Origin of the sequence: Bacillus cereus group sp. BcHK124, from assembly GCF_027712065.1 — a bacterium.
Taxonomy (GTDB): Bacteria; Bacillota; Bacilli; order Bacillales; family Bacillaceae_G; genus Bacillus_A; species Bacillus_A pacificus.
Genome location: NZ_JAQFPJ010000010.1, coordinates 102,685 through 122,434, shown reverse-complemented (window position 1 = coordinate 122,434; position 19,750 = coordinate 102,685). Strand labels below are relative to the sequence as shown.

The following is a 19,750-nucleotide window of genomic DNA, read 5'->3' as shown; positions in this document are numbered from 1 at the left end:
ATTTTTAATAACACCACACCATTCATTGTATTAAGGCATATAATTTGCACTAAGGAAACATTTATGTTCAAATAAAAAATATAACCTAGTACATTTAAATGTATTGAAATAAAGAATAAGAATACTTACAATAATTTCATCAAGTTAACATACCAAAGGGGAAAACTACTATGAATAAAGATATATCAAAAGATGAACATGTCCCTTCTCAAAGTACAACTGTTCAATCAGCGCATTTAGCATTAAGCGGACAAACGAAAGGCTTAAAAAGACTATTACCATTCTTAGGTCCTGCTTTCATCGCTTCAGTCGCTTATATTGACCCTGGCAATTTCGCGACAAATATTGCCGCTGGATCACAATATGGATATTTATTACTCTGGGTAATTCTCGCTTCTAATTTAATGGCTGTATTAATCCAAACTTTATCAGCTAAATTAGGAATCGCTACAGGTAGAAACCTTCCTGAAATTGCTCGAGAAAACTTCCCAAAACCTGTTTCCATCGGCTTATGGATACAAGGTGAACTCGTTATTATGGCTACTGATTTAGCTGAATTTATCGGGGCAGCACTCGGATTGTATTTATTATTTGGAATTCCAATGTTACCAGCTGCTTTAATTACAGCTGCTGGATCATTTATTATTCTTGAATTTCAACGCAGAGGCTTCCGTCCATTAGAAGCTATTATAACAGGAATGATTTTTATCGTTGTTATCGCTTTCGGTGTACAAGTCTTTTATGCAAAACCGGAATTAAGCCCTTTGCTTTCAGGACTATTTATTCCAAAATTCCAAGGTGTAGACAGTATATTACTTGCAGCCGGAATTTTAGGGGCGACAGTTATGCCGCACGCAATCTATTTACATTCCGCCTTAACGCAACGCCGCGTAATCGGAACAAATGATGAACAAAAGAAAAAGATTTTCCGCTTCGAGTTTATTGATATCATTATTGCAATGGTTATCGCTGGAGCAATTAATGCAAGTATGTTAATTGTTGCTGCTGCACTATTCTTTAAAAACGGCTTGCATGTCGAAGATCTTGATGTTGCTTTTAACCAGTTCAGTACTTTAGTGGGCCCTGTATCAGCTGCTTTATTTGGAATTGGGCTCTTATCAGCAGGACTATCTAGCTCTTCTGTCGGTACAATGTCAGGTGATATTATTATGCAAGGTTTCATTCGAATGCATATTCCGTTATACTTACGCCGATTTATTACAATGATTCCACCACTAGTGATTATCGCTTTAGGCGTAAATCCAACTTACGCTCTAGTCATGAGTCAAGTTGTCTTATCATTCGGTATTGCCTTTGCATTAGTACCACTTATTATGTTTACAAGTAATAAAAAAATTATGGGTGCACTCGTTAATCACCGCATAACTACCTTTATCGCTTGGATCATTGCTGTACTTGTTATCATTTTAAATATTTTCTTACTGTATCAAACGTTTGTAGGATAATGAAAGAAGAAGGCTGTCTCAAATTTGTGTTGAAGACAGCCTTCTTCTTTTTAAATTATAGATTTTCATCATCCATTTACATGACAGACCGTGCTTTCAACAAATTTTATAAACTCTTCTTCCTCCTCAATAAATGGAAAATGATTACTGTATTCAAATGTCGACATTATCGCATTTGGCATAAGCTCCGCTACTTCCACTGCAAATTCATGCGGACACTGTGCATCATAAATTCCAGCGTAAATATGGGCTGGTATATTTACATTCTCTAATTGTAAACGTAAATCAAATGTAGGTAACTCCTTATAAGAAAAATAATCAAGGCGCTTTGATACTGTTTTACCGCTGTTCGGTCTAGCAATCATTTCATCATACGCTGATTCATTATATAAAGACATCATTGTCCACTCTTTATTTACGGCACGCCTCTCATCAATTGTAGAAGCTACGTCCCTGAGCACTGCAAATATTTCTCTTAAACGAGCATTTTGATCATTATCTCTACAATAAATACTATTTTTGTGATTCATATACTCAGCTGATGCACATAATCCGCCAGCTATAATTTTTACAAGCCTCTCTGGACACATTATCGCATATTGTAAAGCTAGCATTCCACCTGTTGAATGACCTGCATATGTCCAATCTTTAAAATTCAACGCCTCACGTATCGCTTCTAAATCACGTACTGCATCTACCATTCCCAAATTATATTTAGTGGTGTCATGTGTAGAATTTCCGCATCCTCTTAAGTTTATAAGATACACTGTGTAATGATTCGTAAATGCAGAAGCAAATAAATTACCATTACTATTAAACTCACTGTATAAATGTGTTACACAAAGTGGTTTTCCTTCTCCCTTTTGAAAATACTCAAATTTCCCTCTATCAGTTTCGATATAATATTTCTCCCACATCAGCGTTTCCCCCTAATGTCTTTTTATATATTCTCCTTTTTCCGGCATTATCACACCCTTCTCAGTTCGAAAGTAAAGTGGTAATCCTTCCGAAAGAAATATGCTTACCTTGGATGGATCCTGCCTTTGATGATGAATATGTAAATGTGGCTCACTTGAACTTCCTGAGTTACCGACCTGAGCAAGAAATTCTCCTTCATTTACATGTTGTCCTTCTTTAACTTTAATGGACCCTTGCTTTAAATGGGCAAGAATTAAATATGTCCCTGATTCATCTAGTCGTAAATAAATATGATTACCCGCCATTGATTGAAAATCATCCGATCCAGGAACTAAATCTTGTTCATTATTATTAATTGATACAACCGTCCCAGAAGCTGGTGCCATTACTTTCGCTCCATATATTCCGTAATCCTCTAACTTACTACTTTTCACTTCAGCAGGTGGAATGAGAATATCATATGCCCATCGTTCATTCGGTTTGATAACGTGATAGTTCGATTCTAAACGATCACCACCCCAGCCAATTAATGCTCGTTCATTCAAAGGAAAGCGCACGACTACTTTAGGGCTCGTAGAATGTACATCTGCCGGGTAAGCAAGTCTACCAATGTTCGCAAACCATCCTAAAGGCCAAGCTCCAATGATAGAGAAAATAACGATGAAGAGTAGCGCTCCATCTATTCGTTGTCTGAAAATTCCTTTCCACACAATTAGTAACGTTACCCCTATTAAAATAAAGAGTGATACTATGCTAAAGGCTTGTATACTCCACCACCCAATGACTGATATAACACCTTTAGCTAAATAAACTATACTCCAACTTGTAAGTACAAAAGCAACTAAAATTACTAATACATATTTCTTCCACATGTCGTATCCCTACTCTCATATCTTTGTTCTACATGATACGAATTAAAAATTACGACATATAAAAGAAATACTTACGACTTTTTTACAATTTTTTATGCTGCGGTAAAGCGATAGTGAAAACAGTTTCTTTCTCGTTACTGCGCACAGTGATATCCCCTTTATGAAGCTCTGCTATACTTCTCGCAATTGCAAGTCCCATTCCTTTTCCACCTGTATGGGAGCTACGTGATTTTTCACCACGATAAAACTTCTCAAAAACGTAAGGAAGGTTCTCATCTGGAATACATTGTCCAAAATTTTTAATTTCTATTTCAACATTCATGTCTCTTTTAGAAACTTGAATTACAATCTCCTTTCCGTCTTTCCCGTACATAATACTATTACTAATTACATTTTCGAATAACCTCACCATAAGTGCTACATCCATTTCCACATGTAACTCTTTATCCCCCTTAATACAAAGGCTCATATCAGCATCATCTAATTGTGGCACAAAATCAATCATAATTTGTTCCATTAACGCTTTCATATTTACTACACTTTTATGTAATTCAATCTCTCTATAATTTATTTGACAGTATTCTAACAAATCATCTACTTGATTTTTTAATTCATAACTTTTTCGCTTTAATATGCTTACATACTGTTCACATTCTTCTCCATTTGAATGCAACTTATTTCCTAACAAGTCCGCATAACCGATTAAAGATGTTACAGGTGTTCGTAAGTCATGCGAAATATTACTAATCATTTCATTTTTCATTTCCTGTGATTTTTTTTCATTCTCAATAGACTCTTTTAAACTTTTAGCCATTCTATTAACATTCGCTGCTAATTCACCAATCTCGTCATTTTTTGAAATAGGTATATATACTTCAAAATTACCATTCCTTATTTCCTTCACGTTCTTATTAATTTCAGACAATCGTTTCATCATTGTTTTTGTCATACATGCAAAGTATGTCGTAGTAAAAATTAAAAAAACTATAAAATATAAAAATGAATATTTTTCCTCTAATGCAGTAACATGACTATATATATTTCCAATTAAAATTTGAAACACTATTATACTTACAGTTGCTAACAAGATGCTACATATGAATGCGGTAAAAAACTTAGCTCTAATGCCTTGTAATGATTTAATCTTCAATTTTATATCCGACTCCCCAAACATTTTGAATAAACTTCGGTTCTTTTGGATCCTCTTCAATTTTATTTCTTAACCTTGCGATATGAACCATTACTGTATTATTGCTTTCATAGGCTCTTTCTTTCCAAACGCTCTCATATATTTCTTCAATAGTAAATACACGATTCTTTGCAGCTGCCATTAAATACAAAATATCATATTCCGTTTTCGTAAGATTGATTGTTTCTCCATATAACATTACTGTTCTAGACACTTCATCTATTTCTAAACCTCTAATGTTTATTTTCTTTTTTATTACTTGGACAGCATTTTGATTGAAATATGTATACCTTCTTAATTGAGCTTTCACTCTCGCTATAAATTCAATTGTACTAAACGGCTTCACTATATAATCATCTGCCCCAGTACTAAATCCAATTACTTTATCTACATCCGATGATTTTGCACTTAAAAACATAATTGGTAAACTATGTTTCTCTCTAATCCTTCTGCACAATTCTATCCCATCCATTTGTGGCATCATAATATCCAAAATAGCAAGTTGAATGTTATTTTTATTTATTATTTCTAAAGCCTCTTCTCCGTTATGAGCACTAAAAACTTTAAAACCTTCTTGCATTAAATTCACGTTCATAAATCTAACAATATCTTGATCATCATCTACAATTAAAATTGAATTTTTCTCCATATACAAACCTCTTTTTGAAATATATTCCACAATCAATTTTATCATAAATCGAAACCATACCTCCCTCTTGAATAATCTTTTTTTTCAGATTACATTATATAATAACAACACATTCTAGTTTCAGAAGAAATGGAGTGAAAGCATGTTTCCTATATTGAAAACCGATCGGCTCATTTTAAGAGAACTTACCGAAGAAGATGCACCGGGTATACTACAATGCTTTTCTAATACTGACGTACTGCGCTATTATGGGCAAAAACCATTACAGGATATTGATCAAGTAAAACAAATCATTCATAACTTTAAGTTGAGTTACAATGCAAGAAGTGGTATAAAATGGGGAATCGAATTAAAAAACAAGAAAGAACTCATTGGAACAATTGGTTTTCACGATTGGTCTTCTGAGCATAAACGGGCCAATATAAGTTATGCCTTTCTCCCTGAACACTGGGGAAAAGGATATGCGACGGAAGCTGTTTCTGAGGTTATATCATACGGTTTCCACACACTTCATTTAAAACGGATCGGAGCAATTGTCTTTCTTGAAAATGAAGCTTCCAATAAAGTGCTATTAAAATTAGGATTTGAAAAAGAAGGCGTTCTAAAAAATTATATGTATCAAGATGACATTCCATATGATACGAATTTTTATTCTTTATTAAAATCGGTTTAATAAAATTCATGTGTAAAAAACCTTACTTTTAAAAAGTAAGGTTTTTTGTATTTATTCATTAGCAATATAAGCATTCTTATAAGTATAAATACCACCAAATTGATGCTTTTCAATTCCTTTTACATAATCATTTTGTACGTAAGCTGAGCCCATTTGATAAAGCGGTGCGACCGCAGCATCCCCTAATAGAATACGCTCGGCCTCTTGCAATGCTTCCCATCTTTTCTTCTGATCTAATACTAGATCGCTTTTCGCTTTCTTTATTAATTCATCGTAGTGACGGTTAGAATAATTCATTTTATTATTTTGATTACCCGTCGTAAATAGTTCTAAATAACTAATTGGGTCTTTATAGTCGGGTCCCCAATTTGCCATAGTTATATCGTAATCACCTGTTTGTTCTAACTGTAATTTTTGCTTAAATGGCTGTTGTTTAATTTGTATCGTTAATCCTTGTAAATTCTTTTCTAAATCACCTTTTATATATTCTGCCATACGTTTTGCGTTATCTTGTTCAAACGTTAAAAACTCGAGGTTTACTTGTTCTACTCCAAGCTCTTTTTTCGCTTCTTCCCAAATCTTTTTCGCACTTTGTACATCATATAAAGAAAGGTTTCCGTTTTCTTTCCTAAAATCTTTTCCCGTTTCTTCATTGATATGCCCAACTGGTACTAGCCCAGTTGCAGGTTTTGCTCCGTTATTAATAAAATGAGCAACGAAATCCTCTTTATTTAATGCGAATGAAATAGCCTGACGCACTTTCTTATTTGCTAACGCACTATTTTTTTCATTAAAACGTAGCATAGCAATTGCAGGTTCGCTCGACATATGTAACTCCTTATGCCCTTTATACTTGTCTACAAATTGAGAATTAATAGGCACCCGGTCCAAATTACCAGCTTCGTATAAATTAACAGCGGTCATTGTATCCTTTACAATTTGAAAGTTTATCTCGTCTAATTTCACTTTCTTTTCATCCCAATATGTAGCATTTTTCTTTAATTGAAACTCTTGTTCATGCTTCCATTTCTCTAATACAAATGGCCCATTATATATGAGATTACTAGGTTCCAATGCATAATTCTTTCCTTGTTCTTTCAAAAATGATTCATGCTGTGGTAAGTAAATAGGTAGCGCTAACAACTGTAAAAAATACGGGATTGGCTGTTCAAGTTCCACTTCCAATTTATAATCATTTATAACTTTAACCCCAAGTTCAGCAAGAGGCACTGTTCCCTTATTTATCTCTTTTGCATTTTTCACGTAAAAAAGCATATACGCATATTGAGACGCTGTTTCAGGATTAATTGCACGTTTCCATGCAAACAGAAAATCATTTGCTGTCACACTGTCTCCATTTGACCATTTTGCATCTTTACGCAAATCAAATGTATATTTTTTACCATCTTCACTTCTTTTAAACGATTTTGCTACTGCTGGAATCGGCTGATCTTGATCATCTAATACATACAACCCTTCAAATATGTTCTGCATAACGTGCGCTGACGTACCATCCATCGTTTTCGCTGTATCAAGTGAAGGAATTTCTTCTGATACTGTTACATTTAATACTTGTTTTTTTGCCTCTCTGTCACTTTTATTCGCTTTATTATTACAAGCTGTTAATAATAAAGATGTAACAAGTGCCATTACCATTAAATGGCTCTTTTTTCGCTTCATGAATCGTTCTCCTTAAATATAAAATATTATAAAGCGTTATATATTATAGCAGAAATATGAACAGAAAGATGCGACATTCTTTTGAATATTTATTCGTTCAAAAAAAGCTACTCTTTTAAAAAGGATAGCTAAATATTGAATGTTTAATCTGCGCTGTTCGCTCAAGTGTTTATAAAAAACTCTTATTGCATACCTCCTTTTTTATTTTAACTTTTCTCTGTTTCATGTAAATGCCCCCATAACTAACTTAATAGACGTATAGGTTACAGTTTGGTTAGGATATTTTCGTATCTCCATTCAGCAATGCCACTTTGTTTTTTGGAATTCAGGTTAAGTAGAAAATGATATTTTACAAATCTTATACACTTAAGGATTTTGTAAGAATCAAGTAAGAAAAACGAGAACTTTGTTTCGTATAGTCAAAATATAAAGTGAAGGAAGAAAGAGAGGGTTGAAGCTGCCAAAGCGATTACGACAAAACAAGAACTGTTGGTTTTAGATGAACATATCAATGGTTTAGGCGTTTTTACAACAAAACCTTAATTTATCATACCTGTTTTTTACCATCACATATTGGAGGTTAAAACATGAATAAAAAAAAGAAAATACAAAAATCAGTACTTTCCTTTACCCTGTTCTTTTCTTTAGGCATTTCATCTTTTCCGCTTACAACAGCTATTCACGCAGATACACGTGAGGAACCATCTGTAGAAAAAAAACGAGTCTCTTTAACGGAGCGTACATCATTATTTTTTGAATATCTCCAGCAAGGTAATTATGTAGAGGCACTTCAGTTGACGTCTGCTGCTTTTCAATCCAAGTTCACAGCAAACACATTACAAAACTGGTGGACACAAAGTGGTTGGAGCGTGATAAAAATCATAGGAACCCCCGTGATAAAAGAACGAAACTTAGTCCATCAGACGGTGGAAATTTCAGGAACTACCCAAGGTACTACCATACCGTTACTCCTTAAATTCACACCTGGGGGGAAAGTAGATGAGGTTGGGGTAAGGACGCCTCCGGAATCTTATATTATCCCGCATCCTAGCTATGATCAACCTGCTTTCTATCAAGAACGTGAAATCGTCATTGGAAATTCTACCTATCCGTTACCAGCCACATTAACAGTTCCGAAACATAAAGCTGGTGAGAAGGTACCCGTAGTTGTTCTTGTTCATGGTGCTGGCATCCACGATCGCGATAGTACATATATGGGAACAAAAATTTTACGAGACCTTGCGGTAGGCCTTTCGTCCAACGGAATTGCAGTGTTGCGCTATGAAAAACGCACCTTAGAACACGCATTAAAGATGAGTGCAGAACCTGTTACGTTAGACCGTGATACTACAGATGATGCCATATATGCAGCAAAATCAGCAGCACAGCAGGAAGGCATTGATCCAAACAATATTTTCATTCTTGGACATAGTCTAGGAGCTGGCACAATGCCGCGTATACTAAGCAAAGCACCTTCCTCACTTGTTAGAGGTAGTATCCTACTCGCACCACCTGCACGGGCATTAACTGACATTGCCATTGATCAGAATCAATACCTCGGGGCGCCAAAGGAAGTAATGGATGAACTAAAAAGACAAGTCGCTTTTATCCAGGATCCTACTTTCAATCCTAACCACCCTCCAGCTGGCTACAATTTTGGGTCACCCCATTTTATGTATGATGTTTCTAGGTGGCGTCCAGTTGAAGAAGCAAAATCACGAAAAGAGCCTTTACTGATTCTGCAAGGAACACGCGATTATCAAGTAACAGTAAAAAATGAATATACAAAATGGCAGGAAGGGCTTTCAAACCGCAAGAATGTTCAGTTCAATGAATACCCAAAATTGAATCATTTCTTCACGGAGGGTGATGGGGCATTAAGTCTTCCTAGTGAATATGAAATTCCTGCTAATGTTCCTGAGTACGTTATCCAGGACATTATTAAATGGGTCAACGAGACAAAAAAATAAGAAACATTTAAATCCTTCATATAATCATTATTACGTGAAGGATTTTTGAAACTAGTGATTTTATCTAAATCATTCTCTTCTGTTTTATTAATAAAAAAGTTCAGACAAAAAACAGGCTGTGGAGAAGTCTTTCTCCACAGCCTAAAAATACCTATCTTTGCAAACCTCGTTTATATCGACTCGCTTCAAATATAATACGCTCTTCATCTAACGTTTTACATTCGCTATTCCAAACGACACGTTTTCCGTTAATAATTACATCGCTTATATCTTTTCCACTAGCTGCATATACAAGGTGTGATAACACTTCATCCGCTGGTTGTAAATGAGGCTTATTAGACGGATCAATTGTAATGAAATCAGCGTACTTTCCAACCTCAAGTGATCCTGTTTGTTTCATGCCGATTACTTCAGCCGCTCCTTTAGTTGCAAGTGTAAGAGCTGTTTCAACCGGTAACGCTGTTGCATCTCGATGAATACCTTTTTGTAGTAAAGTCGCTATACGCATTTCTTCAAACATATCTAAATTGTTGTTTGATGCCACACTATCTGTTGCAATACCTACTTTCACTCCTGCTTCTAGCATCGCTTTTACATTCGCTATACCAGAACCTAGTTTTAAATTACTATTCGGGTTATGTGCTACTCGAACATCATGTTCTGCTAAAAATGCACGCTCATTGTCATTTAATACTACACCGTGTGCAATAACTGTTGGGCGTTTAAACAATCCGCAACTTGCTGCATATTCTACTGGACGTTTTCCGTACTGTGCTTCAATATCACGTACTTCACGCTCTGTTTCCGAAAGATGTATATGAACCATCGTTTGATTTTCTACTGCAATACGAGCGCACTCTTCTAACAGTTCTGTACTGCATGTATATGGACTATGCGGTGCAACCATCGTAGTTAACATACCACTTTCGTTATAGTAACGCTTCACATATTTTTCAGCTTCTTCAATGGCTTTTTTTTCATCATCTTTCGTTCCGAAGCTAAATAAAGTTCTTGAAACAGCAGCTCGCATCCCGCTCCTTGATACCGTTTCCATAATTGCATCTTGATCTACTCCAATTGGATTAAACATATCAGAGAATGATGTTGTACCACTTTTCACCATTTCAAGTAATCCTAATTCCGTACTAGCGACCGCAAGCTCTGGAGTAAACTGACTTTCAAGTGGCCAAATTCTCGTCTCAAGCCACGGCTGTAATAACATATCATCACCAATACCTCTTAAGAGACTCATTACAACGTGTGTATGTGTATTTACAAGCCCTGGTAAAACCCACTTTCCTTTCATGTCAATTACTTCATCTACTTCAAAATCATTAGCGAATTCTCCGCTCTTCACATCTATAATTTGATCATTTTCTACAATGATATATCCATTTTCTATCACTTCATTTTGTTCATTCATCGTTACGATTGTAGCGTTTACATAAGTTGTTTTCAAAAGTATTTCCCCTTTCAACTCTATGAAGTTCCCTTTAATAAGTTACCACCATTATAGTAACTTATTAAAGATTAAGAGTCAAAAGATAATTTCAATTCTTTCGTTATCTTTTTCTTCAACATGCTATATTGTTTTTCATTTACATCATCCACTCTAATCTTCCCCTACTATTAATAGTTTTACACATCATATTTCAAAAGAGGCAGTAAACGATCCTTAAAGACCGTTGATGGTGTCTCTCCGATTAACTGTGCGCCCATTTTCAAGTAATATCCTTTTGCATTCGGATCACTATCAATCGTAAAACTTTTTAAGCCTAGTTCATTTGCTTTTTCTATTACATACTTCCAAATTATTTTCCCGTAGCCTTTCCCTTTGTAACGAGGATGAATGTACAGGAAATCGAGAGCTTGATCATTACGTAAAAATGAGAAAAATCCAATCTTCGTATTATCGTTTTCAAAAACATATACAAAATTATTATTTATATACTCTTCTGTAATAGTTAAATCTTCCTTACAGGCAATTATGAATTCTTCACTATAATCCCACGTCGCTTTTGATTGTAGTGCGAGTTCACTTAATTCATTTGCTTCACTTAATAACGCTTCTCTTATCTTCATGATTCTTTCTCCTCACCTTCGATATGTAAACTATTAAAATGATTCGAAAAGTAATTAAAAAACCCTCTTATTTTCATAAATCTTTATTATAATCAGTACGGCCTGTAACAATGTATTTAAAGAAAAAAACGCCATCTTTGAAAGTTGGCGTTTTCTTCTTCTAAAATTTTTTTCAAACTCAATCTTTCGTTTTACTATTTCTAACGATACACCTATACAGTTTCTACTACCGCTTCAAGCATTGTTCCATTTTTAGCATAATTCGTATGCCAAGAAAAAGCTTTTTCTAAAACATGAGGAGTTTGTCCACCTCTCGTTTTAGCTTCTTCGTAATAAGCTCTTAGCTGATCACGATACATTGGATGTGCGCAATTCTCTATAATTAATTCCACTCTTTCTCTTGGGGCAAGTCCTCTTAGATCAACATACCCTTGTTCAGTGACGATAACATCTACATCGTGTTCCGTATGGTCCACATGTGAAACAAAAGGAACGATACTTGAAATGTTACCACCTTTCGCAATCGATTTCGTAACAAAGATAGCTAGGCGAGCATTTCTCGCAAAATCACCAGAACCACCGATACCGTTCATCATTTTTGTGCCTAAAACGTGAGTAGAGTTCACATTTCCGTATATATCTAATTCTAAAGCAGTATTAATCGAGATTAATCCGAGGCGACGAATGATTTCAGGATGATTAGAAATCTCTTGCGGGCGCATCATTAATTTGTCACGATATTTTTCAAAGTTGGAAAATACTTTTTGCATTTTCTCCTCAGAAAGTGTGATTGAGCAGCATGAAGCGAAATTGACTTTTCCAGCATCCATAAGATCAAAGACCGCATCTTGTAAAACTTCAGAATACACTTCTAAATCTTCAAACTCCGAATCTAACATTCCATGAAGAACTGCATTAGCCACTGAGCCAATTCCTGATTGTAGCGGCGCTAAACGATTTGTTAATCGACCTACTTCGACTTCTTTTCGAAGGAACTCTATTAAATGCTGTGCCATAATAACAGTTTCTTCATCCGGAGGAACAATTGTCGATGGTGAGTCTAATTGGTTCGTAAACACAATCCCTTTCACCTTTTCAACATCGATTGGAATGCCAATCGTTCCAATTCGATCATCCGTTTTCACAATCGGAATTGGAAGTCTTTCTCCTTGCTTACCTGGTTCATATAAATCATGCAGTCCTTCTAACTGCGTGGATTGAGCCATATTCATTTCAATAATAATGGACTTAGCATTTAAAGAAAACGCTAAAGAATTTCCTATTGAAGTTGTCGGAATAATCATGCCATCTTCAGTAATCGCAACCGCTTCCAAAATAGCAAAATCTACATCCATAACGTCAGCGCGAAGTAACTCTGCTGTATGAGATAAGTGCTGGTCCACAAATAAAAAATCTCCGTTATTAATTCCTTTTCGCATAGTCGCATCAGCTTGGAAAGGCAATCTTTTCCCTAAAATTCCTGCTTCCGCAAATAATTTATCTACATCAGAACCTAAAGAGGCACCAGTATAAACATTTACTTTAAAAGATGTATCATTCTTAACTCGGTTTACAAGCGCAAATGGGACTGCTTTTACATCACCTGCACGTGTAAACCCACTTAAGCCTAAAGTCATTCCACTTTCAATCCATGAAGCTGCTTCTTCAGGTGTAACTACGCGATCTTTCAGACGTTCATCCCTAATTCTATCCAAATTATTCTCCATATGTAATCCCTCTCCCTGTGAATATTCATAATTATTTTACACTTTAACAGTATCTAAATAGGGATTTCAGTATACAATGGCAAAAATTCAGACAAAACAGCGAATCTAACCTCTAAAGCAGAATAATTTAGAATCCTAGAAGCTTACGAAAATAACTAGCATATGATTGACTCACTGGTACCCTTTCTCCGTTATCCATTGAAAGTAAAAAAGTAGAGTGGGTATCAGGATAAATCGCTTTAATATGATTCACATTTACTATAAAGGAACGGTGGCATCTAATAAACGAATCTTTCGGAAGTAAGTATTCAAATTCTTGTAGAGAGTACTTATGTGTTCCTGTTAACTCTTCTGAATTCACATACGTCTTTTTATCTTTAGCTTCTAAATACATCACCTTTGAAAAAGGAACTGGAACCCATCCGTCTGTTGTTTTTAAAGTAACGACTGACTTTCCATCCGTTAAAGCTGGATAAATTGCCGTCACACAACCTTCAATCTGGCCATTATTTGAAAATGGTACCGCCATTCCATGATAAGGAATACCGAAAACATCTCGGTTAATAAACTCGGAGGCTTTTTGCTTCGTTACCATTGCTTTATGAGCAATCGTTCCTTCCTTAATAGGATCCCCGGCGCTAATCTTTAAATCAATACGTTTACTTGGCCGATAGTAAATATATTCTTCCTTATTCGAAACGGCGATTGATATTTCATCTGAAAATAATTCCCCAACAACATCTAGTAGTATACCTAACGTTTTATCTTCCATAGTATTAACACCTCATTTACTATTATACTACTATTATGATTTATAAAACCGTTCAACAATTTGAATGGTTTTATAAACAATTTAGTTCACCTTAGCCCCATAACACCTTGCTACTGCAACTGCCTGCGCTATATCTAATTTTACATTTTTCAAATCGAAACTTGTAAAATCAATTCTATCAACTATCGCTCCTTTTAAATTTGCACCGCTAAGTTTCGCCTTACCTAACTGTGCACCAGTTAAATCCGCTTCACGTAAATCTGCTTTTTCTAAATTACATTCATATAGGTCAGCTTCCACTAAACGTATACCCTTTAACATTTGTTTACTTAAGTTCGCAAACCTTAAATTCGTGTATGACCAATCACCCGATATGATAGTTATTCCATCTAAATTCGCTTCTTCAAAATCAGAGCCAGTCATTTTACATTCTTCAAACTTCGATACAAATAAATTCGCACCAACAAGCTTACAATTTGCAAATGTAGTTCCTTGATGGATAGAAGCGTTAAAAAGAGCACCGGTAAAATCACATTCTATGAAATTACAATTTTCAGTAGAAATTTCTGATGCATCTATCCCTCTAAAACGGCATTTTATGAACGTACAATTCTTCAATTCCTCTTCTTTAATCAAAATATCTTGAAAATCTATTTCTACATATTCTTTATTTACAAATTCACTCATAACTATTCCTCCATCTCCTTAAAGAAACCTCACTTCAAAAAGTGAGGTTTCTTCTCATACAATATGTCCATCTAACCAAGAAATCAAATCTTGAAATACTTCATCTCTATTTACTTCATGGAACATTTCATGTCTTCCATTTTCATATAAACGCAGTGTTACATCTTTCACACCGCATTTTTTATAATTTTCATATACTTCTTTTACACCTTTCCCCATATCTCCAACAGGATCACGATCTCCTGAAAAAATATGTATTGGAAGGTTTTGCGGTGTTTTCTTAAACTCTTCTAGTTTATTTACTTCTAACACACCAGAAAATAATTCTCGATAAAAACTAGTCGTACAAATGAATCCACATAACGGATCCGCAATATATTTATCTACTTGGCTGTTATCTGAAGATAACCAATCAAATTTTGTACGATTTGGTTTAAAGTGTGAATTGAAGTTTCCGAAAGATAAAAAGTTTAGCATCGGACTTTTCGTTTTTGCCCCGCGTAATTTCATCTCAATTGTCGCTACTTTATGACCGATACTTCCTAGAAGCCCTGGGTTTCCACCAGTTCCTGAAATAAGGAATCCATCATATAATTCACCTTTCAGTTGTACAGCACGTCTTGATAAAAAAGAACCCATACTATGTCCAAGTAAAAATAACGGGCATGTCTGCTCTTTTCTTATCGTTTCAGATACAAATATAACATCAGATACAGCCTTACTCCAACCTACATTTGGTTCAAAATGACCATAATCCTCTTCTCTTTTCACCGTTTTCCCATGTCCTTTATGATCATGCGCATAAACACCATACCCTGCTTCTAATAACGCATCAATAAAGTCTGTATAAACACCTGCATGTTCTGTCATACCATGTGCAATTTGAATAATCCCTTTCGGTTCACCTTCTGGTAACCACTTGCGTAAATAAATTTCCGATCCATCCATTGCCGTAACGAAACTTTCCTGTACGTTCATTTCGTCAGCCCCCAACTCTATTATGTATCTCAAAAATGAATATCTATTCATTATTCTTATTATGTATTATATGCAATTGCTTTCATTATGACAAATGCCTTCCTTTTCCGATTAGCTTTCAAACTATTTCTGTTGACGAAAACAACACAAAATTATATAGTTACTTACATAAAGTAATTATTATATTTTTAGGAGGTTTCTACTATGATGCCATCACTATTTTTAGCACATGGTTCACCAATGCTCGCTATTCAAGATACAGATTATACAAGTTTTTTAAAAATACTTGGAGAAACGTATAAACCGAAAGCAATTGTTATTTTCACTGCTCACTGGGAAAGTGAAGTATTAACGATTTCCTCATCAGATAACGAATATGAAACAATTTATGATTTTGGAGGTTTTCCTCCAGAGTTATACGAAATTAAATATCGTGCAAAAGGTTCTTCTAGCATTGCATCCATGTTAGAAACAAAGTTTAAAAACAAAGGTATTCCAGTCCATCATAATATGACGAGAGGTTTAGATCATGGCTCATGGACACTCTTGCATCGCATGTATCCAGAAGCAAATATTCCTGTCGTCCAAATATCAGTAAATCCATTCCTTTCTGCAAAAGAACAATTTAAGATTGGAGAAGCATTAAAAGGACTTGGACAGGAAGATATTTTAGTAATCGGTAGTGGTGTTACCGTTCATAACTTACGAGCACTGAAATGGAATCAAACTACGCCCGAACAATGGGCAATTGAATTTGATGATTGGATTATTAAACATATGCAGGCTGCTGATAAAGATGCATTATTTAATTGGGAGAAAAATGCCCCTCATGCACAATTAGCAGTACCAAGAGCAGAGCATTTTGTACCTTTATTTATCGCTATGGGAAGTGGTGAAAATAGCGGTGAAGTCATTCATCGCAGTTACGAGCTTGGTACATTAAGTTATCTTTGTCTCCAATTTTAAAGAAAAAAGGATGAAGCATTCATTGCTTCATCCTTTTTTCTTTCACTTAGTTAACTAACTTCCAAATGTCGTTTCTCTGATACCTCTTCGTTCTTATTATGAAAATAAACCCAAATGCACGCAATAAACAATAGTGATGATGTAGAGAAGAAAACATATTGGAAACCAGCATGCGCTGCAATTTGTCCACCAAGTATTGGTCCAATCATATTTCCTAAAAACTGAAACGATTGATTATACCCAAATATTCGCCCCGTTACATGGGTTGGTGTATGTTGTTTTAGTAGAGTTTGTACGGAAGGTAATAATCCTGCTTGTGCGATACCTAATAAAAATCGAAGAATTAATAGTTGCCAAGCTGAGGTTACAAATGCTTGTGGAATAAAAATAATTCCTGCAGCAAACAACGCTACAACTAACGTTTTTTGAGGACCGATATGATCTGATAATCGTCCGAGTCTTGGTGCTGCCAAAATAACAGCTAATCCTGTCGCTGACATAACAGCGCCCGCAATTGTTTCAATATGCGCAGTTTGAGGACCAACTAAATTTTTCACGTATAATGTAACAATTGGCTGAACAGACATATTAGCAAGTTGAATAATAAATGTTGTTACAAACAAACTAATAATTAAATGCTTAGCTGGAACCATCGTCCATACTTTTTTCGTTTGTACTTTTTTTGCTTGAGCAGAGTGATTTTCTTCATGTAAGAAGAAAAAAACGATGAGAAAGGAAAGGAATAAAAAAGCTCCTGTAACAAGAAAAACATGGCGCATTACAATTAACTCAGACAAATATCCTCCAAGTAATGGACCAAGTAAAGAACCGCTCACGCCACCAGTTGAAATTGTAGAAATTGCCCAACCTGAATGTTCTTTCGGAGTTTCTGCTGCAATAAATGTCATCGCGGTTGAAAGGAAACCAGATACTGCTCCCATTAAAAATCTTAGTGCGACTAATTGATATACATCCGTTACAAACCCCATAAGCGTCATAATAATCGCCATACCAAGGCTAGCACGAATTAGCATCAATTTCCGTCCATGTATATCACCAAGCTTTCCCCATATTGGTGATACGATCGCACCCATTAAAAATGTTACACCAAATGCAAGTCCCGACCACTGTGCAATACTAGAAGTGCCAGTCACACCTAATTCCTCAATATAAAAAGATAAAAAAGGAATTACTAAACTCATACCGGCTGCAGTGGTAAAACAACCTAGCCAACAAATCATTAAATTTCGTTTCCAGCTGGCCATTTTCACACCTTCTTTCTTTAGATACCCATTCTACACCCTTTCTTGTAAAAAGTTTAGTAATTTGCTTTATATGTAAAATTTACTACAAAACCCGCTATTTTCTAATAAGAATCACTACATCTCTACATTATTTTCATAATAAAACCAACTCCACCTAAATGAAGTTGGTTAATAATCCATGATTGGTATTAAACGCGCATTACAACATCTCTCATAAAACTCAACCGGACCTGCTTGTCCAATAATTGCATATTCATATCCATCTTGCTTCATACTATGCAGACTACAATGTAACAATTGCTTCCCTACACTTTTCACACGATTTTGTTTCGCCGTGCCCATTGGACCAAACAATCCTTTCTTTCCTCTCACTACGTCATAACAAGCGAAACCTACTATCACTTCTTTTTGTTCTGCTATATAAATAGGTACATTTTCTTTATATGTACGAAATCCGTACTCTATCGAATGTAACCAACGTTCACCAAATTCCTCACTAACAAAACTTACTAATTTCCCAAAATCAGAAGAGTTAGCCTTTCTAACATGACAAGTTAAATGAGTATAAGCAGGAACAAAACATTTTAAATCAACCGCTAAATCTCTTGGCTCTTCTACAATACGTAATATCTCTTTTTGTATTTGTGGATTTTCAATAAACGTATCCGCGCGAAAGAGTGCATATATAACATGTCCTTCGTTCATTAATACTTGCTGAAAACGTTCCATACGTTTCTTCGCTATTTGTAAAATTTCTAGCACCTTATAAGATACCTTATATTGCCCTATTTTTTCATACTCTTGATCCGTTAAATCGTCTTGTTTTCGTAATGAAAGTTTTTCTAAAAAATCCGTCCCCACGTTACGAAACAAATACATATACAACTCGCTGCATACGCCAGTACCTTCTTTACACATGCCAATAAATAAATGAACTGGTTGAATGATATTACTTTCTCCCTCTTCTGCTGCAATCTTCAATATGTTATGAACACGTTTTGTAAATTGAAATTCCTCCATATGTACCTTCATCCCCTACTACTTTACTATTAAACCGTAACCATAAATAAGTGAAACAATGATTCCAACTATCAATATACCTGGCAGTAAATTTGCCACTTTAATTTTAATAATACTAAGTAAGTTCAATCCGATAGCGGCTATCATAATACCACCTGTAGCTGTCATTTCTACTATAAATTGATTCATTAATTCTTTCGGGACCAAACTATTAATTTGTGTTGCAAAAACTGCGATGCCACCTTCATATAAAATTACTGGAATCGCTGAAAATACTACGCCAATCCCTAGAGTTGTCGTTAATATAATAGAAATAAATCCATCGATAATTGCCTTTGTAAATAAAATATCGTGATTTCCGCGAATCCCACTGTCGAGTGCACCAAGTATACCCATCGCACCAATTGCAAATATTAAAGTAGCTGTTACAAAACCTTCTGATATACTCCCTTTCCCTTTCGATCCAACTTTATTTTCTAGCCAATCTCCTAACTGTTTTAACTTTCCCTCTAATTGTAACCATTCCCCGATAACGGTACCAATTACTAAACTTAGTATGACAACAAGAAAATTTTCACTTTTCAATGCCATTTGAAGTCCAAGTACAGTAACCGCTAAACCGATTGCATGCATAATTGTTCCCTTCATACTTTCTGGAATTCTACTAAATAATTTACCTAGTAAAGTACCACATATAATGCAAATTCCATTTACAACTGCTCCTAATATAACCATTTCTCATTCTTCACCCTTCAAATTCTTTATTTCTATATTTTGGTTTATTCATTGATTTACAGGTTATCTATATGTTAACTTAATATTGAGAATATTAACAA

General features: G+C 35.1%; 18 protein-coding genes and 1 pseudogene. 4 read left to right on the top strand and 15 right to left on the bottom strand.

Going from position 1 to position 19,750, the window contains the following annotated elements; genetic code table 11:
• Positions 1–170: 170 nt before the first annotated feature.
• Positions 171–1,466 (top strand): Nramp family divalent metal transporter, encoded by a 1,296-nt coding sequence (locus tag PDK19_RS16695; RefSeq protein ID WP_074614937.1) that lies wholly within the window; start codon positions 171–173, stop codon positions 1,464–1,466.
• A gap of 68 nt (positions 1,467–1,534) precedes the next feature.
• On the opposite strand, the gene PDK19_RS16690 is transcribed toward PDK19_RS16695, so the two are convergent.
• From PDK19_RS16690 to PDK19_RS16675, 4 genes are all read right to left on the bottom strand, one after another.
• On the bottom strand, positions 1,535–2,383 hold the full coding sequence (locus PDK19_RS16690) for an alpha/beta fold hydrolase (RefSeq protein WP_000263698.1): 849 nt from the start codon (positions 2,381–2,383) through the stop codon (positions 1,535–1,537).
• 12 nt (positions 2,384–2,395) lie between these two features.
• Positions 2,396–3,256: a M23 family metallopeptidase gene (locus tag PDK19_RS16685; RefSeq protein ID WP_000265708.1), complete on the bottom strand. Its 861-nt coding sequence runs from the start codon at positions 3,254–3,256 to the stop codon at positions 2,396–2,398.
• 82 nt (positions 3,257–3,338) lie between these two features.
• Positions 3,339–4,406 (bottom strand): sensor histidine kinase, encoded by a 1,068-nt coding sequence (locus tag PDK19_RS16680; RefSeq protein ID WP_000695285.1) that lies wholly within the window; start codon positions 4,404–4,406, stop codon positions 3,339–3,341.
• Entirely contained in the window at positions 4,396–5,094 is a 699-nt protein-coding gene (locus PDK19_RS16675; RefSeq protein ID WP_000414533.1) for a response regulator transcription factor, read from the bottom strand. The genes PDK19_RS16680 and PDK19_RS16675 overlap by 11 nt, the downstream gene beginning before the upstream one ends.
• Before the next feature lie 142 nt (positions 5,095–5,236).
• Here PDK19_RS16675 and PDK19_RS16670 point away from each other — a divergent pair, with 142 nt between their 5' ends.
• Positions 5,237–5,767 carry a GNAT family N-acetyltransferase gene (locus tag PDK19_RS16670; RefSeq protein ID WP_000483967.1) on the top strand — a complete coding sequence of 177 codons (531 nt, stop codon included), beginning with the start codon at positions 5,237–5,239 and terminating at the stop codon, positions 5,765–5,767.
• A 51-nt stretch (positions 5,768–5,818) separates the two neighbouring features.
• Here PDK19_RS16670 and PDK19_RS16665 read toward each other — a convergent pair whose 3' ends face one another.
• Positions 5,819–7,447, bottom strand: coding sequence for a peptide ABC transporter substrate-binding protein (locus PDK19_RS16665; protein WP_000823509.1), 1,629 nt, complete (start codon positions 7,445–7,447; stop codon positions 5,819–5,821).
• Positions 7,448–8,034: 587 nt separating this feature from the next.
• Between PDK19_RS16665 and PDK19_RS16660 the strand changes: the two genes are divergently transcribed.
• A complete protein-coding gene (locus PDK19_RS16660) occupies positions 8,035–9,417 on the top strand; it encodes an alpha/beta hydrolase family protein (protein ID WP_074614936.1) in 1,383 nt (460 codons plus the stop codon).
• Between the two features lie 151 nt (positions 9,418–9,568).
• Here the strand turns inward: PDK19_RS16660 and PDK19_RS16655 are convergent, their stop codons facing one another.
• The 7 genes and pseudogenes from PDK19_RS16655 to PDK19_RS16630 all read right to left on the bottom strand — a co-directional run bounded on the left by PDK19_RS16655 (position 9,569) and on the right by PDK19_RS16630 (position 15,663).
• A complete protein-coding gene (locus PDK19_RS16655) occupies positions 9,569–10,894 on the bottom strand; it encodes a bifunctional S-methyl-5'-thioadenosine deaminase/S-adenosylhomocysteine deaminase (protein ID WP_139302968.1) in 1,326 nt (441 codons plus the stop codon).
• A 53-nt stretch (positions 10,895–10,947) separates the two neighbouring features.
• Positions 10,948–11,022: pseudogene (locus PDK19_RS27460) on the bottom strand (YunG family protein); the annotation flags it as partial.
• 33 nt (positions 11,023–11,055) lie between these two features.
• Positions 11,056–11,499 (bottom strand): GNAT family N-acetyltransferase, encoded by a 444-nt coding sequence (locus PDK19_RS16650; RefSeq protein ID WP_000701905.1) that lies wholly within the window; start codon positions 11,497–11,499, stop codon positions 11,056–11,058.
• A 212-nt stretch (positions 11,500–11,711) separates the two neighbouring features.
• Complete coding sequence (locus tag PDK19_RS16645) at positions 11,712–13,226, bottom strand: acetyl-CoA hydrolase/transferase family protein (protein ID WP_000429779.1); 1,515 nt, start codon at positions 13,224–13,226, stop codon at positions 11,712–11,714.
• Positions 13,227–13,353: 127 nt separating this feature from the next.
• Positions 13,354–13,998 carry a LytTR family DNA-binding domain-containing protein gene (locus PDK19_RS16640; RefSeq protein ID WP_000389695.1) on the bottom strand — a complete coding sequence of 215 codons (645 nt, stop codon included), beginning with the start codon at positions 13,996–13,998 and terminating at the stop codon, positions 13,354–13,356.
• Positions 13,999–14,079: 81 nt separating this feature from the next.
• On the bottom strand, positions 14,080–14,685 hold the full coding sequence (locus PDK19_RS16635) for a pentapeptide repeat-containing protein (RefSeq protein ID WP_014893850.1): 606 nt from the start codon (positions 14,683–14,685) through the stop codon (positions 14,080–14,082).
• Positions 14,686–14,739: 54 nt separating this feature from the next.
• Positions 14,740–15,663, bottom strand: a complete 924-nt coding sequence (locus PDK19_RS16630) for an alpha/beta hydrolase (RefSeq protein ID WP_001102609.1) — start codon at positions 15,661–15,663, stop codon at positions 14,740–14,742.
• Between the two features lie 204 nt (positions 15,664–15,867).
• Here PDK19_RS16630 and PDK19_RS16625 point away from each other — a divergent pair, with 204 nt between their 5' ends.
• Positions 15,868–16,629 (top strand): DODA-type extradiol aromatic ring-opening family dioxygenase, encoded by a 762-nt coding sequence (locus PDK19_RS16625; protein WP_000982923.1) that lies wholly within the window; start codon positions 15,868–15,870, stop codon positions 16,627–16,629.
• A 50-nt stretch (positions 16,630–16,679) separates the two neighbouring features.
• On the opposite strand, the gene PDK19_RS16620 is transcribed toward PDK19_RS16625, so the two are convergent.
• The 3 genes from PDK19_RS16620 to PDK19_RS16610 all read right to left on the bottom strand — a co-directional run bounded on the left by PDK19_RS16620 (position 16,680) and on the right by PDK19_RS16610 (position 19,649).
• Entirely contained in the window at positions 16,680–17,894 is a 1,215-nt protein-coding gene (locus tag PDK19_RS16620; protein ID WP_074614935.1) for a multidrug efflux MFS transporter, read from the bottom strand.
• A gap of 168 nt (positions 17,895–18,062) precedes the next feature.
• Positions 18,063–18,914, bottom strand: a complete 852-nt coding sequence (locus PDK19_RS16615; RefSeq protein WP_000390879.1) for a GNAT family N-acetyltransferase — start codon at positions 18,912–18,914, stop codon at positions 18,063–18,065.
• Positions 18,915–18,932: 18 nt separating this feature from the next.
• Positions 18,933–19,649 (bottom strand): DUF554 domain-containing protein, encoded by a 717-nt coding sequence (locus PDK19_RS16610; RefSeq protein WP_000236008.1) that lies wholly within the window; start codon positions 19,647–19,649, stop codon positions 18,933–18,935.
• Positions 19,650–19,750 lie beyond the last annotated feature (101 nt).

Coding starts and splice junctions, on each gene's coding strand:
- PDK19_RS16610 (WP_000236008.1), bottom strand. CDS start 19,649: ATGGTTATATTAGGAGCAGTTGTAAATGGAATTTGCATTATATGTGGT.
- PDK19_RS16615 (WP_000390879.1), bottom strand. CDS start 18,914: ATGGAGGAATTTCAATTTACAAAACGTGTTCATAACATATTGAAGATT.
- PDK19_RS16690 (WP_000263698.1), bottom strand. CDS start 2,383: ATGTGGGAGAAATATTATATCGAAACTGATAGAGGGAAATTTGAGTAT.
- PDK19_RS16645 (WP_000429779.1), bottom strand. CDS start 13,226: ATGGAGAATAATTTGGATAGAATTAGGGATGAACGTCTGAAAGATCGC.
- PDK19_RS16640 (WP_000389695.1), bottom strand. CDS start 13,998: ATGGAAGATAAAACGTTAGGTATACTACTAGATGTTGTTGGGGAATTA.
- PDK19_RS16675 (WP_000414533.1), bottom strand. CDS start 5,094: ATGGAGAAAAATTCAATTTTAATTGTAGATGATGATCAAGATATTGTT.
- PDK19_RS16635 (WP_014893850.1), bottom strand. CDS start 14,685: ATGAGTGAATTTGTAAATAAAGAATATGTAGAAATAGATTTTCAAGAT.
- PDK19_RS16650 (WP_000701905.1), bottom strand. CDS start 11,499: ATGAAGATAAGAGAAGCGTTATTAAGTGAAGCAAATGAATTAAGTGAA.
- PDK19_RS16685 (WP_000265708.1), bottom strand. CDS start 3,256: ATGTGGAAGAAATATGTATTAGTAATTTTAGTTGCTTTTGTACTTACA.
- PDK19_RS16660 (WP_074614936.1), top strand. CDS start 8,035: ATGAATAAAAAAAAGAAAATACAAAAATCAGTACTTTCCTTTACCCTG.
- PDK19_RS16665 (WP_000823509.1), bottom strand. CDS start 7,447: ATGAAGCGAAAAAAGAGCCATTTAATGGTAATGGCACTTGTTACATCT.
- PDK19_RS16695 (WP_074614937.1), top strand. CDS start 171: ATGAATAAAGATATATCAAAAGATGAACATGTCCCTTCTCAAAGTACA.
- PDK19_RS16625 (WP_000982923.1), top strand. CDS start 15,868: ATGATGCCATCACTATTTTTAGCACATGGTTCACCAATGCTCGCTATT.
- PDK19_RS16670 (WP_000483967.1), top strand. CDS start 5,237: ATGTTTCCTATATTGAAAACCGATCGGCTCATTTTAAGAGAACTTACC.
- PDK19_RS16620 (WP_074614935.1), bottom strand. CDS start 17,894: ATGGCCAGCTGGAAACGAAATTTAATGATTTGTTGGCTAGGTTGTTTT.
- PDK19_RS16630 (WP_001102609.1), bottom strand. CDS start 15,663: ATGAACGTACAGGAAAGTTTCGTTACGGCAATGGATGGATCGGAAATT.